Raw genomic sequence first — 14,762 nt, 5'->3', positions numbered from 1 at the left:
GCGCAGGTCGGTCGCCCGGAGCCGCGAGGACCGGTCCGGATCACGGCTCACGTCGTTCGATCGTGGTCGGAATCGAGACGGCGTCGCCGCGAGATCCAGCACAGCCCGCCCGCGACGAGCGCCGCGAGGACGACTCCACCGAGCAGCATCGTCCCCGACGAGCCAGCGCCGTCGCGGTTCTCGGAGTCGTCGTCGACCTCGAGAAACGACCGAGCGGCGTCGGCGTCGACCGACGGGAACTCGCGGTCCCACTCGCCGGGGCCGTACACGTCGGTCGCCGGTCCGACGCGGGCGTGGGCGCGGACCTCGTCGGTGCTCGCGTCGCCGCCGAAGGCCGACGGACTCGTCACGTAGATCTCCGTCCGTTCGCCCTCGGTCACGGCGTGGATCGCCGCACTCGTTTCTCCCGACGCTCCCTCGAGGGACGGCGCGCCGTCGAACGCCGCCGCGGACTCGAGTTCGACGGTGCCGTCGTCGACTGTCGCATCGATGCGTGCGACCTCGAAGGACGCGTCAGTGAGCGGTGCGACCGCGACATCGATCGTCGACCCCAGATCGTCGTCCGCAAGCCGAAGGAGCTGTTCGAACGACGCCGTTCCGACGCCGCCGCGATCCGTCTCGTACTCGTACCGCGTCTCGAGGCCGGCCTCGCTCTGCGTTCCGGTCAGCGTCGCCGTCGTCTCAGGAACCGGGCCGAGGCCGCGATCCTCGCGCTCCGCGACGTAGCGCCGCCAGTTCTCGGCGTTCGATTCGGCGGCGATATCGACGGTCGTCTGGCCCGCGGCGCGGTCGTGATCGATCGACGCGTTCCACTCGGTCCGCCGGACGAGACCCGCCCCGCGTTGGGCCTCGAGGTCGGCCCGAACCGCGTCGTACCGGTCGGCCCACGCGTCGGCCAGACGATCGTTCGAGCCGGCGATTTCGGCGAGGCCGAGCACCAGTCCGTCGGTGCCCCGGAGCTCGGCGGTCCACTCGAGATCGGTTTCGAGGCCCCGCTGGACGCCGTCGACGGAGACCTCCTCGATCGACGCGGCTGCGAGCCGATCGGAGAGCACCCGCGATTCGTGTTCGTCGAGCTCGAGATCCGCGGTCGTCTGGAACTCTCGGACCACCCGGTCGGCCAGCCCGTCCTTGACGTCGGTGAAGGCGACGGTGTACGCCACTTCCACCGTCTCCCGATCGCTGGCGTTGTCGAACGCGTAGGACTCGAGCGAGAGCGAGGCCTCGCCGCCCAGCCCGATCGCGAGCCGATCGTACCGGTTCTCGAGGCTCCGTCGCGCGTCGGCCTCGGTCTCCCAGCGGTCGCGTTCCCACGTCCCGACCGTTCGGCGTTCCGACGCCTCGAGACGGACGGTTCCGTTCGTTTCGGTGACGGTGAGATTCCGCCGCTCGTCGAGCGCGATCGGGCCGTCGGTTCCGTTGCGGTCGTCCGAAACCCTCGTTCGGACCGACCCCGACGCGGAGACGGTCGTCGCCGTGGTCTCGAGCGTGCCCTCCGTTTCGACCGACTCGTAGAGCCGCGTCTCGTTCGCGAGGGTGGTCTCGAGGGTCAGACTTCTCGACGAGGTCTCGGCGGTCTGCGTCCGCTGCCCGTCGACCGAGTACGACTCGACGTCCCGTTCGTCGACCGCGAGGGTGCCGGAACTGGTGACCGACTCGGGCGTCGCCTCCATCGTCGCATTCCCGGTCGCTGCCCGATCCTGAACCGTTATCCGCTCGAGGTCGCCGGCGTAGAGCGCGCGGACGAGCCCGGTTCCGGCGTCGGCGCCGAGTTCGCCCTCGATCGGAACCGCGGCGGTGACGGCGTGGTCATTCTCGTAATAGAAGACGGCGTCGCCGGAGCCGTCGACGTACACGGCGTCGGCCTCGCCGCCGGCGTCGAACCGGGTGAGTAGCTCGTCGACTACCGGCTCGGCGGTGTCATACTCGGAGCCGACCGCGGCCGGCTGGCCGCCGGCGTACGTCACGCCCCCGCTGGCGACCATCAGCAGCGCGACGACGATGACGCTCGCGTACTCGCGATCGGTCATTACGCTCCCCGTACGCACGTTCGTACAAAAAATAGTTCCATCGCGTTATATTTCTCGCGTCAGGACGTTTTGACGGGCGCGTCGTCGCTCGAGTCGCCAGCCACGGCGTCGGCCGTCGCTTCGCTCTCGCTGGGCGCGTCAGCGGCTGTCCCGGTATCGGCCGACGTCTCGATCGCGTCCCCCGTGGAACCGGTCTCGAGCGACGTTTCGTCACCAGAAGCGCCCGAGGCGGACTCCGGGCCGACTGCACGCGTCCAGAGCACGAGCAGCGACGGAAGCACGAACACGCTCGCCGCGAACGCGTACGCGATCAGCAGGGCGGTGATCGCCCCAAACTGGCGGAGGATCGGAACGATCGCGAGCGCCAGCGTCGCGACGCCGCCGATCGTCGTCGCCGCGCTGCCGAGCAGGGCGCCGCCGGTTCCGCGAACGGTCGCCGCCAGCGCGTCGTCGGTCGAGGCCCCGCGCCGGAGTTCCATCCGGTACCGGGACCCGACGTGGAGACAGTAGGCGACGCCCATCCCGATGGTCAGACTGGCCACCGTCCCCGTCAGCGCGTTCAGCGGGATTCCCAGTACCGCCATGGTTCCGAGCGTCCAGGGGACCGTCAGACAGACCGGGAGCACGGTCACCGCGCCGAACGCGGCTCCGACGCCCGTCAGGCGGTACGCGACGGCGAGGATCGCCGCGACCACCGCCAGCGTGATCGCCAGGCTCTCGAGCATCGCGGTCAGGACCGCCCGCTCGAGGACGTGGGTGACGACCGGGTTGCCGGTCGCGGTCGCCGTCACGGTCGCGGTCGACCCGACGGTCCGGGTGGTAGCGGTTCCGGTTCCGGTCCCGTCTCCGGCACTCTCCGACTCGAGCGTGGCGGCGAGCGCGCGGGTCTCCCGCGTCACGCGCTCGCCGGGAGCGTCCCTGCGGACGTCGACGAGCAGCCGAACGGAGTCGTACTCGCCGCCGGCCGACGACTCGTCGATCGCCGATCGCGATCCGGCGGCGCCGTCGCTCCCTTCCGGGCGAGCGATGACGGTCGCGGCTTCGTCGGGTGCGATCTCGAAGAGTCGATCGTATAGGCGGCCGACGTTCCGGTCGGGAATCCCGTCGCCGTCTCGATCGGCCACCTGGAAGCTAGCGTTAAACGACTCGTTCTCTGCGGCGACCGTCTCCATCACCGTCAGCGGGCTCTCGACCGCCGAACCGTCGCTCGAGTCGGTCGCGACCGTCTCCATCTCGCCGGTCTCGTTTTGCGCCGCCGCGAGCCGCCGGAGGGTCTCGGGACGGGTCACGTCGCCTTCGACGAGGACCTGCGTCCGAGCCGACCCGCCCTGGAAGTGCCGCTCGAGGTACGTCCGGTCCCGATTGGCCCGGTACTCGCCGGGCGCGATCCGATCGGGGAGGTCGTCGGTCCACTCGGGGGGCTCTTCGACGAGGAAGTCGTCCTGCTCGAGGGTCGTATCGACGGTCGTCGCGCCGTAGGCGCTCGCGACAGTGAGCACGAGCGCGCAGGCCACCACCGCGAGCGGCGCGGTGCGGGCCGCTCGAGCCCCGAGCGACAGGATCGAACCGAGGCGAGCTCCCGTCCCGAACGCTCTCCGGCGGCGGTCGATACCGCGTCGCTCCAACCGCGCGTCGATCTCGACCTTCGCCGCCGGGACGACGGCCCCAAAGATCGCGAACGCGGCGAGGATGCCGACGGTGCTGACCAGTCCGAACTCCCGGATCGGCGCGATCGGACTCACGAGATTCGAGAGGAAGCCGACCGCGGTCGTCACGGTCGCCCACGCGAGCGCGATCCCGACGCCCGCCAGCGCTGTAGTCATCGAGCCGCGGACGTCGGATGCGTCGGTCTCGGACGCACTCGCGACGGCGTCGTCACCCGCCGAAGCCCGTTCGCGGTGCTCCCGGTGGCGCATGATCACGTGGACGGCGTAGTCGATCGACAGCCCGATCAGCAACACGGGGACGGCGACCAGCACCTGATTGATCGCGATTCCGGCCCACCCCGCGAAGCCGAACGTCCAGACCAGTACCGCCAGAATCCCGAGGACGCCGAGGGCGATATCCAGGGGATCGCGGTACGCGACCGCCAACGTCAGGACGACGAACGCCACCGCGATGGGGGCGACGATGGTCAGGCTCTCGGTCAGCGACCGCTCGATCTCCTCGGAGAACAGTCCGAACCCGAAGATCGCGTACTCGTGATCGGCTCCCGCGGCGTGGTCGTCTGCCAGCGACGCGATCGCCCGCTGGCTCTCGACGTGTCGCTCGTCGACGGCGTCCGGTCCGTTCCCGGACGCGTCGGGATCGCGGTCCTGCGTGACGACGATCAGTCGCGTCTCCGGCGGCCCCGCATCGTCGCCCGGCTCGTAATCGGCCGGCAGGAACTCGAGGGCGAGGTCGCTGAACGGCCCCTCCCGCTCCTCGAGGAGCCGCTCGAGCGTCGCCTCGTAGGTAGACGCGTTGGCCGCCTCGAGGGCCGCGAGCTGCTCGTCCAGCGGCGGCTGGCCCGACTCTTCGAGCGCCCGCCGCTCGGCGCGGAGGTCAGCGGCGTCGGCGCGGAGCCGCTCGTACTCGTCGCTCAGGACGCCGACCGTCCCGTCCGTGTAGGCCGCCGATAGGTCGTCCTCGAGGCGGTTCCGGGCGCGCCGGTAGACGGCGTCGCTGTCGAACTCGTCGCGGTCGGTCGCGTGCAGCGTGCGCTGGGTCGCTCTGACGGTCCCGGCCGCGCGCTCGAACGCCGCGGTTTCGTTCGCGTCGAGATCGGCGGCGGCCTCCGCGACGATCGACTCGATCTCCGCGTCCAGTTCGTCGGACCGATTCCGGTACTCTCCTTCGCCGACTTCCCCCGCCTCGTGAGAGTCGTTCAACTCGTCGTACGCCCGCTGGCGGTCGCGGACGTCCTCGAGTGCCGTCCGTAGCTCCTCGGCGGTCGCGTTGAGCCGCCGCTCGCGTCGTTCCAGTTCCTCGGCGCGGGCCTCCATGGCCGCGATCTCGTCACGGTGGACGAGCGACGTCGCCACGACGTTCTCGAGGCCGACCGTCGGCGACTCGTCGGCGAGCGTCGGTTCGATCCGCTCGTCCTCGCGGATCGCTCGCTGGAGTTCGAGGGTCGAACGCAACGATTGCCTCGAGAGGACGTCGTCTTCCGCACCGCGAACGGCGAGTTGGACGGTCGTCTGATTCTCCGCTTGTCCGGACGAAAATCGCTCCGCGGCCGCCCGCTGGGCCTGGCGCTCCGGCGAGTCGCTCTCGAACTGCCCAAGCGAGGACTCCCCCTCGAGGTGGGGCAGTCCGGCCCCGAGAACGACCGTGACCAGCAGCGCCGCGACGAGGACGACCGCGGCGTGGTCGGTGAGCCACGTCGCGATGCGACGGGGGCCGCTCATCTCCGGCCTCCCGGAACGACCCGCTCGCTGGCCGATCCCATCTCGTGATCGGGGAGGTGTTATCAGCTCTCCGTAATATAGTTATCGTGACACTCGAGCGCGGCGTCTCGAAGGCGGGCGACCGCCGGCCGAGTACCGATCGACCGCCGGTTCGCCGTCACGAAGCCGATCGACCGCTGGCTCTTTCCGGCCGCTCTCCGATTTTCGGTGTAGATGGCGCTGTTCGAGAACCTCGTGCTGGTGTTCGTCGCCGGCCTCGTGACGGCGCTGGCGACCGGGCTCGGCGCCGTCCCCTTCCTCCTGTTCGACTCAATCAGCGACCGCCGGAACGTCGTTCTCTGGGGGCTCGCCTCGGGGATCATGCTCTCGGCGTCGACCTTCGGGCTCGTCGAAGAGGGGCTTGCCGAGGGGACGCCACTGGAGATCGCGATCGGGATGGCCGCCGGCGTCGCGCTCGTGATCGTCGCCCACGACGTGTTGCTGGACGTCGATATCGACCCCCGTGAGTACGAGGAGGCAGATTTCAAGAAGCTCGTGCTCATCCTCGGCGTGCTGACCGTCCACAGCTTTCCCGAAGGCGTCGCGATCGGCGTCTCCTTCGCCGATCTCGGCCTCGAAGGCGGCACCCAGTTCCTCGGGTTCACAGTCCCGCTGCTGGCGATCTTCATGACCATCGCGATCTCGATCCACAACGTCCCCGAGGGGACGGCGATCTCGATCCCGCTGTCGGCGATGGGCGTCGCGAACTGGAAGCTCGTCTGGTGGGCCGTCTTCTCGAGTCTCCCCCAGCCGATTGGGGCGGTGCTGGCGTTCGGATTCGTCCGCTACGCCCGGGAGTTCCTCCCCTACGGCTTCGGCTTCGCGGCCGGCGCGATGATCTACCTCGTGCTCACGGAGTTCGTCCCCGAGGCGCTCGACATCGGTCGGGAGCTCCCGCGGGGCGGCAAGCCGGAACTGGCCGCCGGACTCGTCGTCGGTGCGCTCGTCATGGTGCCGCTCACGTTCGTCTGACAGCCGTTCGAGCCGAATCGGGACCTGATCTGCGAACCGACGCTCACTCGATGAGCTTTCCGTGCTCGTCGATCTCCCCCTTCACGATCCGCGTCGAGGAGATTCGCTCGCCGTCGTCGGCGAGGACGTAGGGGGCGACGATCCCCGAGATGGGCTCGAGGTCTCGATCCCGGCGTCGATCGTTGATCGCCTCGAGCTCGGGCGCCGTTTCCGGGGAGACGACCAGCGCGTCGATCGAGGGGTCGTCTTCAGCGATGTCGTACTCGCTCGTCAGTTCCCGGAATTCGACCTCGCGGTCCCACGCGTCGATCTCGGCGATGGCGTCGGTCACCGCCGCTACGCGCTCGTCGAACGACGGGATCGGCCGGGGTTCGTGGCGCGTCTCGACCGCCAGATCGTCGCTCGTTAGGGCGACGACGACGTCGTCTTCGCCGAATCGGAGAGCGTGCTCGAACAGGGTTCGATGGCCGTCGTGGAGCGGGCCGAACGTGCCGGCGACTGCCACTCGCATGTGTCAGCCGAGTACGGGGAGGGTCATAAACTGTGCCAGCCGACGACCGTCGGCTGCCGGCACGAGTCACCCCTCGAGCAGTTCCTCGATCGTCGCCACCGTCGCGAACTCCCCCTCGAGGTGGGCCAGCGCGGTCCGATGGACCGTCTCGGCGTCGAAGCGGTCGTCACCGAGGGACCGCTCGAAGGTCGCGGTCGCGTCGGCGACGACGATCGGATCGAACCCGAGATTCTCGGCCATCCGCGTCGTCGTCGAGACGCAGTGATCCGTCGTGAGTCCGACGGCGACGAGCGTCTCGATGGCGCGCTCCCGGAGCCAGTCCTCGAGATCGGTGCCGATGAACGCGCTGTTGACCGACTTGACCATCGTCGGTTCGTCGGCCAGCGGCGCCGTCTCCGGTTTGAACGCGAATCCGGGCTCGTCGCTCCGGAGCGGGGAGTCGGGTTCCGTCGAGTCGTGGCGGACGTGGACCACCGGTCGGCCGGTCTCGCGCCAGCGCTCGAGCAGGCGCGCCGCGTTCGCTTCGGCGTCGGGGTTGTTTCGCTTGCCCCACGACGGGTCGTCGAAGCCCGTTTGGAGGTCGATCGTGACCAGCGCGGCGTTCTCGAGGCGGTCGCTCTCGAGCGCCGGAGCGGTTCGGTTGGTCGGTCCGTCGTCGGCGTCGGCGGTATCGTCAGCATCGGCGTCGGCTCGGGCGTCGGTCATGGGAGTCGAGCCGCCGGTTTCGGGTGTTCTCGCGTGATCGTGATCGGACACTCCGCGGGCGCCTGGTCCTCGTCGGCCGAGAGCATGTACTGGGGCCACTCCCGGTCGCCGTCGACGCCCCAATCGCCCAGATCGGCGTGGGGACAGACGCCGTCGTACGCCTCGAGTCGTCCCTGGATGATCTCGCGGGCATGCTGACCGGCCTCGGTGTCGGCCGTGACGCCCAGATCCTCGAACAGCGACCGCGGCTGGAACGTGATCTCGAGGCCGATCGGACAGTAGCGGCTCTTCCGGTCGTCGTAGAACGGCGCGCGACAGGTCGGGAACATCGGCTCACCACCCAGACAGAACTCCCAGTAGGGATCGTTGGGATCCGTGGGGATGTCTTCGGGCCAGGGCTCGGGATCGTGACAGTGCAGCGTCTGTAAGACGTGCCAGAGCGCGTCGTGGTACTCCCGTTCCGAGAGGGGCTCCGCGGGGGGCTCGAAGAACGTGACCAGCGAGGCGCGCTCGGAGTGGTCGCGGTAGATTTCGAGGTACTCGAGGATTCGATCGCGCAGCGTCAACAGCGCGTCGGCGTCGTTCATCGAGGGGACCGCGGTGTAGAGCGGCTCGCCCTGCTGGACCGACTCCGCACCGAAGAAGCACGGGAACGGCGAGCCGTTTCGTTCGCCGAGCAATCCGTTCTGGAACGTTTCCCAGTGGTCGGTGACCCACTCCGGCGTCTCGCCCGCACGAACGCGCCGGTCGAGGGTCTCCTGATCCATCAGCGACTGGATACCCGGTTCGTTCATTAGTTGTGCCTCGTATCCCGGGGAAATGTAGCTTCTGTTTTCGGAAAACGATCATTAGCCGAACATCTGTGGTCCTTATAACAGTGGACTAGTTGATTCGTTCTATCCCGTCCCCTGCCGTGAGGGCGCCGTCCTCGAGGATCCGGGCTCGGAGGCCGCCACGATGGACCAGCGCCTCGCGGACGCCCTGCGCCTCGAGGTGACGCTCGAGATAGGAACACGGTTCACAGCGCTCTGTCCCCTCGCAGACGACGTCGCCGACGCGGAACCGCTCTCCATCGAGGTGGTTCAGCGCGACGCCCTCGGTGGTGACGTTCCGGCGGTGCATGCCTGGTTCGAGGGCGATGTCGTAGTCCCGTTCGACCGCCTCGAGGGCCTCCCGCTCGATGAAGGTGATATCGCTGCCGTCACGGTCGGCGAACGTGCCCTCGGTGTCGAAGTAGCGGTCGCCCTCGAGGCCCCGTCCCGCGACCGCGGTGGCCTCCTCGACGCGCTCCATCGGCTTCCCCTGTGCGGGCGCGACGTGAATCGCCCGGACTCGACCCGTCATGTTGCGGTAGACGTCGGGGGGAGTGGTAAACGATTGTGATTCGGCCGCTCCCGTGCTCGACTCGACGTATTCCCGGGACGGACACTCGAGTTCGTGCGGTGGCGCGCGCTGTGGGTCGGCCGAGCAATAGCGATGTCGACCACCGAATTCGCGCGAGGGATGAGCGAACGAGCGACGCGAGTGAGCGAATCGGCTGGGGAGGGCGTGGCGATTCCCTGTTGCCACGATAGCAAATCACTCCGCTCGCTCGTCGACTCGATCGAAGCGTCGTTCCGTTCGCACGTCTATCGCTGGCCGATTCAGCGACGCAGTTCACTTCGTGGCAACGGGGATACCCTCATCCTCCCCAGCCGATTCGCTCGCTTCATCTGCTCACGGGCGCGAAGCGCCCGTTCGCATGATATGCGGGACCTTCGGTCCCGCACTACTCGCTCATCCCTCGCGCAGTTTCGTCGAGGTCCTCGCAGGTGCTCGGACCCGGACAGCGCGCGCCACCGCACCGCGGATGCCGCGGATGGTCGAGCGCGAAGCGGTACTCAGACGGTTTCGGGAAGCCAGCCGCCGTCGACCTCGAGATTCTCCCCGCTGACGTACTCGCTGTCCGGGTCGAGGAAGAAGTACAGCGGCGCGATCAGATCCTCGAAGCTCGCGGGCCGATTCTGCGGGAGCTCGTCGGGGAACTCGTCGGAGTTCTCGACGACGTACGGCGAGATCGCGTTGACGGTGACGGGGTCGTCCTGGGTGTCCGCCGCGAGCATCCGGGTGAACATCAAGACGCCAGCCTTCGCGACGAAGTACGGGAAGTTCTTCGGGCTCACGAGGCCCTTCTCGCTCGAGGCGTAGCCGACGTTGACGATCCGACCGTAGTCGCCCTCGCACATCGCCGGCAGCGCGCGTTTCGAGCAGAGGTAGGTCCCGTTGAGGTTGGTCTCGAGCACGCGGTTCCAGGTCTCGAACTCGATGTCGGCCCAGTGGGCGGGCGCGAAGTCACCGACGTTGTTGACGAGGACGTCGACGCTCCCGAGCTCCGACTCGACGGCGGCGAAGAGCCCCTTGACGCTCTCGGGGTCGGTGACGTCGCCCTGAACGGTCATCGCGTCGGGGGCGCCGCGCTCGAGCGCGTCGTCAGCGACCTCCCGAGCCGCGTCGGCGCTCGTGTGGTAGTGGACGGCCGTCTTCGCGCCGCAGTCGGCGGTCGAAAGCAGGAGTTCGCGACCGACGCCGCGTGCGCTGCCCGTCACGAGTACCTCCGGTCCGAGAGATCTGGTCCGTCCATGTCGCCCCAGTCGACGACGGCGTGGAAAAAACGTCCGGAACGGGGGCTCGCGGTCGACGCGTCAGAAGTGGATTTACGGTGCTCCCCGAGAGAGAGGTCAGTATGACGCTAGAAACAGTGCTACTCGCCGTCGGACCGGGAGACGCCGAACGAACCGAGGAACTGGCCGAGACGGTCGTCGAAGTCGCCAAACCAGCCGACGCGACCGTCGTACTTGCCCACGTCTTCACGAAAAGCGAGTACGACGACGTCCTCTCCCGACTCGAGTTCGATCAAGACCAGACGGAGATCGACCCCGCTGACGTCGCTCGCCGTCACTCGACGATTCGCGACCTACAGAAGATCCTCGACGAGCACGGGGTCGACTACGAGATCAGAGGTGCGGTCGGCGAACACGGCCCGGCGATCGTCGATCTCGCGACCAGCACCGACGCCGACCGCGTCGTCGTCGGAGGCCGTCGTCGGTCGCCGACCGGGAAGGCGGTGTTCGGATCGACGGCCCAGGAGGTCATGCTGTCGGCGCCGTGTCCCGTCACCTTCGTCCGGAACGACGACCACGGCGGGTAAGTAGTCGCCGTCACCGTCGGCTCGCTCGTCGACGGCTAGCTGCGGGTACCGGACCGATCGGTACTGGCCCGCCGGGTTCTGGGTTGCCGGTATCGAATTACTGCGATCACGCGCGTTTGACGCGGGCGATGGACGGGCCTACCGCTCGTCGGCCCGCTCGTTCCTGCAGGCGCTCCGTCACGTGTCGTCGGCCCGTTCCTTCCACGCTCGTTCCTGCAGGCGCTCCGTCACGTGTCGCCGGCCGTCGGTCAGTTCACGCCGGACCCGTCCCTCGAGTCTGCGCGCTTCGGCCAGCAGCGTTCGCTGGTAGTTCTCGACGACGTCGTAGGACCAGCGGTCGTCGTCGACGACGCCGTGGGGCAACAGCTCGTCGCGGACGTCGTCGGCGAGGTCGTCGCGCCCGGCCTCCCTGAGGAGCCGTTCGGCCTCCCGGAGGTGGTCCATTCCGTGGCCCGTCGCGTGGTGGAACGCGAGCAACTGGCCCTGGGCGCGCTGGAACCACTCGAGGGCGAGTTCGACCTCGTGGACCGCGCTCCGTTCGGTGTCGGCCGGGTCGGGAGCTGGTTCGGACTCGCTGTCGGCCGTATCGGGGGCGGACTCGGTCTCGCTATCGCTGGCTGTCTCCTCCGTGGCCATACCTAGGTGTACGTCATCATATAGCATACAACTGTCCCTGACGATCGCGGCCCCGGTGCGAGGCGGACCGTAATTCGTTGGAAACGATACTCGTTGGCGAGTATAATCTGAGTAGTTAAGTACGGGCGCGGTCGTCCCTAGGATAGCATGGACTACTATGCGGGCGTCGATCTCGGTGCGACGAACGTCCGTGCCGTCGTCGCCGAGGACGACGGGACGACGATCGGTGTGAGCCGACGATCCACACCGCGTGGCCCGACGGGGATCGACGTCACGGAAGGCGTTTTGCGGACGCTTCGCGAAGCGTGTGGCGACGCCGGTATCGCACCCACGGAAATCGTCGCGGCGGGGATCGGCTCAATCGGCCCGTTCGACCTCGCGGAAGGGGCGGTCATCGATCCGGCGAACCTGCCGGACTCGATCGATCGCATCCCGCTAACGGGACCGATATCGAAACTGATCGACAGCGACGAGGTGTACCTCCACAACGACACCAACGCGGGCGTCATCGGCGAGCGGTTCCACGCCGACCGCAACCCCGACGACATGGTTTACATCACGATCTCCTCGGGGGTCGGCGCCGGCGTCTGCTGTGACGGCGAGATCATGAGCGGCTGGGACGGCAACGCCGGCGAGGTCGGCCACTGCGTCGTCGATCCGCAGGGTCGGCTGACCTGTGGCTGCGGCCGCGAGGGCCACTGGGAGGCCTACTGTTCGGGCAACGCGATCCCCGACTTCGCCCGGCTGCTCGCCGAGGACGATCCGACCATCTCGACCGATCTCCCCCTCGAGGGCCCCGATTTCACGGCCAAGGACGTCTTCGAACTGGCCGGCGAGGACGAACTGGCCGACTACACCATCGAGCAACTCGCCCACTGGAACGCGGTCGGTGTGACGAACGTGATCCACTCCTTCGCCCCGATCGTCGTCTCCTTCGGCGGCGCCGTCGCCCTCCACAACGAGGAACTGGTCGTCGACCCCATCCGCGAGCGCGTCTCCGAGATGGTGATGACCAACGTCCCCGAGATCACGGTCACCGATCTGGGCGACGACGTCGTCCTCGAGGGCGCCCTCGCCAGCGCGCTGACCGGCGGCACGGGCGACCGCAAGCAGCTCTGACGGTCGGACTCCGAACCGACGGCGGCTCGAGTCGGACTCCGAAACGATCTCGCCGCCGACGCGTCGACGACGGTACCGACCCTTGCGTCCGCTTTCCACGTACTTTTGACGCGAGCGACGGTTGATGACGTATGCAGCGGAGAGCATTCCTCCGAGCGGGTGGGGCCGCCGGCGCCGTCCTGGCCGTCTCGGGAGCGGCGGTCGGGACGTCCACAGCGACGCCGCGCGCCAGCCAGGAGGTCCCCGACTCGTTCGAACCGCTCGGGCAGCTCGAGCTACCCGACAGCGACCCCGCCGAAGTGGTCATCGACGACCACGGCGAGACGGCGTACCTCGCCACGACGTACGGGTTCGCGACCGTCGACCTCGGCGACCCGACCGCGCCGGAGCTGCTCGCCGAACGAACTCGGCTCGAGGCCGACGGCCAGGAGTTCACGCGGATTTTCGACGTCAAAGTCGACGGCGACCGACTCGCGGTCGTCGGGCCCGCAGACGAGGGGTTCGGCGAGTTCAACGGGTTCGAACTCTACGACGTCAGCGACCCCGCGGACCCCGCGGTCGTCGACCGCTACGAGACCGGCTTTCACATCCACAACTGCTTTTTCGCGGACGAGCTGCTGTACGTCGTCAACAACGGCCCCGACGATACCGCGCTCGTCATCTACGACACGAGCGACGACGACACCGAGGCGGTCGGCCGCTGGTCGCTACTCGACCACGACCCCGAGTGGGAGGACGTCTACTGGTACGTCCATTATCTCCACGACGTCACCGTCCACGGCGACCTCGCCGTCTTCCCGTTCTGGGACGCCGGCACCTATCTGGTCGACGTCAGCGACCCGAGCGATCCAAAGTATGTCTCACACGTGCGCGACCCCGACGTCAGCAGGGACCGAAGCTACGGGGAGAGGGAGGCCGTCTACGGCCTGCCGGGCAACGACCACTACGCGACGGTCGACGACGCCGGCGAGCTCCTCGCGGTCGGTCGCGAGGCCTGGACGACCGGCGGCTCGGCGCCGGACGGGCCGGGCGGGATCGACCTCTACGACGTCACCGATCCGTCGGCGCCGGAGCCGCTGGCGTCGATCGAGCCGCCCGAAAGCGACGACGCGTCCCGCAGGGGCGGCGAGTGGACGACCGCCCACAACTTCGAGTTACGCGACGGGCGCCTCTACTCGGCGTGGTACCAGGGCGGCATCAAAATACACGATGTGAGCGACCCCGCCGCTCCCGAGGGACTCGCCCACTGGCGGGCGACCGACGACGCCGCGCTCTGGACGGCACGCGTCGCCAACGACGGCGCGACGGTCGTCGCGAGCAGCACGTCGCGGCTCCCTGCCACGGACATCGACGGCGCGCTGTACACCTTTCCGACCGGACTCGAGAGTGACGGATTCGAGACGGGCGGCGACGACAACGGCTCCGATGGCGACGGGAACGATTCCCTCAGCGACCGGGTTCCCGGCTTCGGAGGACTCAGCACTGGGATCGGACTCGCCGGCAGTGCGGCCGCCCTCGAGTGGGTCCGTCGACGCGGCGACGATCGGTGACCGAGCGCGCGCCATCCCCGAAACCGTCAGGAACGATCCTGATAGTAGCTAACACGCGTCAAAACCTTATTCAGCGCTCGCGTGTTAGACCGACTAATGACTGATTCCGACGCGGTATCCGACGCCGAGGACGACGGCGAGCCGTCGCTCCGAGAGCGCGTCGAGACCTGGCTCAGCCGGGAGATGCCGATCATCCAGATGCACGGCGGGACCAGCGCCGTCCGCGAGGTCAACTCCGAGACCGGCGAGGTCATCATCGAACTCGGCGGCGGCTGCAAGGGCTGTTCGGTCAGCGACGTCACGACGGGCAACATCGAGGCCGAACTCATCAAGTGGCCCGAGATCGACGAGGTCACCGTCCGCGTCCCCGACGCCCGCGAGCAACTCGGCGGTCCCGACCAGGCCGAGTCGATCATGGGCGTCGACCGCACCGAAGGCGGCCGCGGCGACTGGGGCTCCTCGAACCCCGGCAAGGACCACCTCTAAGTCGACGCCGCGTCCGACCTCGACCGTTCGGATTTTCTTCGACCGATGACTCAGAGCTGTCTACCCGATGTCTCTGCTCTTCGCCGGCGTCTCCGCTCTTTGCACCCCTCGCTCTCCACTCCCTGGTTTTGCGCGTAG

Annotated in this window: 12 protein-coding genes and 1 pseudogene; 5 read left to right on the top strand and 8 right to left on the bottom strand. The window is 68.2% G+C overall.

Translation table 11 applies throughout. The annotated features are described in order from the left end of the window. Window positions 1–47 precede the first annotated feature (47 nt). Entirely contained in the window at window positions 48–2,030 is a 1,983-nt protein-coding gene (locus tag HTUR_RS15205) for a hypothetical protein (protein ID WP_012944205.1), read from the bottom strand. Between the two features lie 59 nt (window positions 2,031–2,089). After that, window positions 2,090–5,419 carry an MMPL family transporter gene (locus tag HTUR_RS15200; RefSeq protein WP_012944204.1) on the bottom strand — a complete coding sequence of 1,110 codons (3,330 nt, stop codon included), beginning with the start codon at window positions 5,417–5,419 and terminating at the stop codon, window positions 2,090–2,092. Window positions 5,420–5,632: 213 nt separating this feature from the next. Here HTUR_RS15200 and HTUR_RS15195 point away from each other — a divergent pair, with 213 nt between their 5' ends. Further along, complete coding sequence (locus HTUR_RS15195; RefSeq protein WP_012944203.1) at window positions 5,633–6,430, top strand: ZIP family metal transporter; 798 nt, start codon at window positions 5,633–5,635, stop codon at window positions 6,428–6,430. Between the two features lie 43 nt (window positions 6,431–6,473). Here the strand turns inward: HTUR_RS15195 and HTUR_RS15190 are convergent, their stop codons facing one another. The 5 genes and pseudogenes from HTUR_RS15190 to HTUR_RS15170 form a co-directional block, all read right to left on the bottom strand. Next, window positions 6,474–6,941: a phosphopantetheine adenylyltransferase gene (locus tag HTUR_RS15190; RefSeq protein ID WP_012944202.1), complete on the bottom strand. Its 468-nt coding sequence runs from the start codon at window positions 6,939–6,941 to the stop codon at window positions 6,474–6,476. 66 nt (window positions 6,942–7,007) lie between these two features. After that, window positions 7,008–7,646 carry a cysteine hydrolase family protein gene (locus HTUR_RS15185; RefSeq protein ID WP_012944201.1) on the bottom strand — a complete coding sequence of 213 codons (639 nt, stop codon included), beginning with the start codon at window positions 7,644–7,646 and terminating at the stop codon, window positions 7,008–7,010. Beyond that, window positions 7,643–8,440 (bottom strand): YqcI/YcgG family protein, encoded by a 798-nt coding sequence (locus tag HTUR_RS15180; RefSeq protein ID WP_012944200.1) that lies wholly within the window; start codon window positions 8,438–8,440, stop codon window positions 7,643–7,645. The genes HTUR_RS15185 and HTUR_RS15180 overlap by 4 nt, the downstream gene beginning before the upstream one ends. An 88-nt stretch (window positions 8,441–8,528) precedes the next feature. Then, entirely contained in the window at window positions 8,529–8,990 is a 462-nt protein-coding gene (locus HTUR_RS15175; protein WP_012944199.1) for an MOSC domain-containing protein, read from the bottom strand. Between the two features lie 536 nt (window positions 8,991–9,526). Next, window positions 9,527–10,266 (bottom strand): annotated as a pseudogene (locus tag HTUR_RS15170) (SDR family NAD(P)-dependent oxidoreductase). A 102-nt stretch (window positions 10,267–10,368) separates the two neighbouring features. Here HTUR_RS15170 and HTUR_RS15165 point away from each other — a divergent pair. Beyond that, on the top strand, window positions 10,369–10,833 hold the full coding sequence (locus HTUR_RS15165; RefSeq protein ID WP_012944197.1) for a universal stress protein: 465 nt from the start codon (window positions 10,369–10,371) through the stop codon (window positions 10,831–10,833). Between the two features lie 177 nt (window positions 10,834–11,010). On the opposite strand, the gene HTUR_RS15160 is transcribed toward HTUR_RS15165, so the two are convergent. Continuing rightward, a complete protein-coding gene (locus HTUR_RS15160) occupies window positions 11,011–11,469 on the bottom strand; it encodes a hypothetical protein (RefSeq protein WP_012944196.1) in 459 nt (152 codons plus the stop codon). Between the two features lie 147 nt (window positions 11,470–11,616). Here HTUR_RS15160 and HTUR_RS15155 point away from each other — a divergent pair, with 147 nt between their 5' ends. From HTUR_RS15155 to HTUR_RS15145, 3 genes are all read left to right on the top strand, one after another. Beyond that, window positions 11,617–12,588, top strand: a complete 972-nt coding sequence (locus HTUR_RS15155; protein ID WP_012944195.1) for an ROK family protein — start codon at window positions 11,617–11,619, stop codon at window positions 12,586–12,588. A 131-nt stretch (window positions 12,589–12,719) separates the two neighbouring features. Continuing rightward, a complete protein-coding gene (locus tag HTUR_RS15150; protein WP_012944194.1) occupies window positions 12,720–14,138 on the top strand; it encodes an LVIVD repeat-containing protein in 1,419 nt (472 codons plus the stop codon). A 96-nt stretch (window positions 14,139–14,234) separates the two neighbouring features. Then, on the top strand, window positions 14,235–14,624 hold the full coding sequence (locus tag HTUR_RS15145) for a NifU family protein (RefSeq protein ID WP_012944193.1): 390 nt from the start codon (window positions 14,235–14,237) through the stop codon (window positions 14,622–14,624). Window positions 14,625–14,762 lie beyond the last annotated feature (138 nt).

Origin of the sequence: Haloterrigena turkmenica DSM 5511, assembly GCF_000025325.1 — an archaeon.
GTDB lineage: Archaea > Halobacteriota > Halobacteria > Halobacteriales > Natrialbaceae > Haloterrigena > Haloterrigena turkmenica.
Note: the sequence above shows the minus strand (reverse complement) of the source record. Positions and strands in the feature narration are given on the sequence as shown.

Excerpts from the sequence above, each read along its gene's own strand:
- HTUR_RS15205 (WP_012944205.1), bottom strand. The coding sequence starts at position 2,030 with ATGACCGATCGCGAGTACGCGAGCGTCATCGTCGTCGCGCTGCTGATG.
- HTUR_RS15200 (WP_012944204.1), bottom strand. The coding sequence starts at position 5,419 with ATGAGCGGCCCCCGTCGCATCGCGACGTGGCTCACCGACCACGCCGCG.
- HTUR_RS15195 (WP_012944203.1), top strand. The coding sequence starts at position 5,633 with ATGGCGCTGTTCGAGAACCTCGTGCTGGTGTTCGTCGCCGGCCTCGTG.
- HTUR_RS15190 (WP_012944202.1), bottom strand. The coding sequence starts at position 6,941 with ATGCGAGTGGCAGTCGCCGGCACGTTCGGCCCGCTCCACGACGGCCAT.
- HTUR_RS15185 (WP_012944201.1), bottom strand. The coding sequence starts at position 7,646 with ATGACCGACGCCCGAGCCGACGCCGATGCTGACGATACCGCCGACGCC.
- HTUR_RS15180 (WP_012944200.1), bottom strand. The coding sequence starts at position 8,440 with ATGAACGAACCGGGTATCCAGTCGCTGATGGATCAGGAGACCCTCGAC.
- HTUR_RS15175 (WP_012944199.1), bottom strand. The coding sequence starts at position 8,990 with ATGACGGGTCGAGTCCGGGCGATTCACGTCGCGCCCGCACAGGGGAAG.
- HTUR_RS15165 (WP_012944197.1), top strand. The coding sequence starts at position 10,369 with ATGACGCTAGAAACAGTGCTACTCGCCGTCGGACCGGGAGACGCCGAA.
- HTUR_RS15160 (WP_012944196.1), bottom strand. The coding sequence starts at position 11,469 with ATGGCCACGGAGGAGACAGCCAGCGATAGCGAGACCGAGTCCGCCCCC.
- HTUR_RS15155 (WP_012944195.1), top strand. The coding sequence starts at position 11,617 with ATGGACTACTATGCGGGCGTCGATCTCGGTGCGACGAACGTCCGTGCC.
- HTUR_RS15150 (WP_012944194.1), top strand. The coding sequence starts at position 12,720 with ATGCAGCGGAGAGCATTCCTCCGAGCGGGTGGGGCCGCCGGCGCCGTC.
- HTUR_RS15145 (WP_012944193.1), top strand. The coding sequence starts at position 14,235 with ATGACTGATTCCGACGCGGTATCCGACGCCGAGGACGACGGCGAGCCG.